1 protein-coding gene is annotated in these 892 nt (G+C 49.7%); it reads right to left on the reverse strand.

All coding sequences use genetic code 11. The annotated features are described in order from the left end of the window. A partial coding sequence (gene pyk / locus R7Z47_RS24255; RefSeq protein WP_318130690.1) for a pyruvate kinase occupies nucleotides 1–892 on the reverse strand: 892 nt, incomplete at both ends.

Raw genomic sequence — 892 nt, forward strand, 5'->3', positions numbered from 1 at the left:
TGATGAACGCGCGAAACTTTTGCCTGGGTTAGAACATAAGTGTTGCAGAGTATCCCAGCAGTCATGGTTGCATTCCAGCTCGTGCTCTGCACCTTGTGCGATGCGAACCATGGCTTCGACCGCTTCGATTGGGTATTTGCCCGCCGCCGATTCCGCCGACAGCATCACGGCGTCTGTTCCGTCGATAATCGCGTTTGCCACGTCTAACACTTCAGCGCGAGTTGGGAGAGGATTCTCGATCATCGATTCCAACATCTGGGTCGCGGTAATGACTGGCTTACCCCAATGTTTAGAACGATTGATCAATGATTTTTGCACCATTGGCAGTCGTGCGTCGCCAATCTCTACGCCTAAATCGCCGCGAGCGACCATCACGACGTCAGAAGCTAGGATGATATCGTCAATCGACTCGCTCGTGGCGACGGTTTCTGCACGTTCTACTTTTGCGACGAGTTTTGCTTCTAAGCCGGCATCCCTGGCCAAGCGTCTGGCATAGTGCATGTCCTCGCCATTGCGTGGGAAAGAAATGGCCAAATAGTCGACCTTAATTTCTGCGGCTGTGATGATGTCAGATTTGTCTTTCTCCGTGAGCGCATCGGCTGATAAGCCACCGCCTTTTTTGTTGATGCCCTTGTTGTTGGATAATGGACCTCCAACGGTCACACGGGTATGGACTTTATTTCCTTCTACGCTGGTGACTTGCAATTGAACTCTGCCATCATCAAGCAGTAGAATGTCGTTCGGTGAAACATCTTGAGGCAGTTCTTTGTAATCCAAACCAACGGATTCTTGGTTCCCTTCGCCTTTTGGTAAGTCGCTATCTAGTGTGAATTTATCGCCGACTTTGAGTGTGATTTTACCGTCTTTAAAGGTCGAAACACGAATTTTTGGT

Source organism: Vibrio sp. 1641 (assembly GCF_033339995.1).
Taxonomy (GTDB): Bacteria; Pseudomonadota; Gammaproteobacteria; order Enterobacterales; family Vibrionaceae; genus Vibrio; species Vibrio alginolyticus.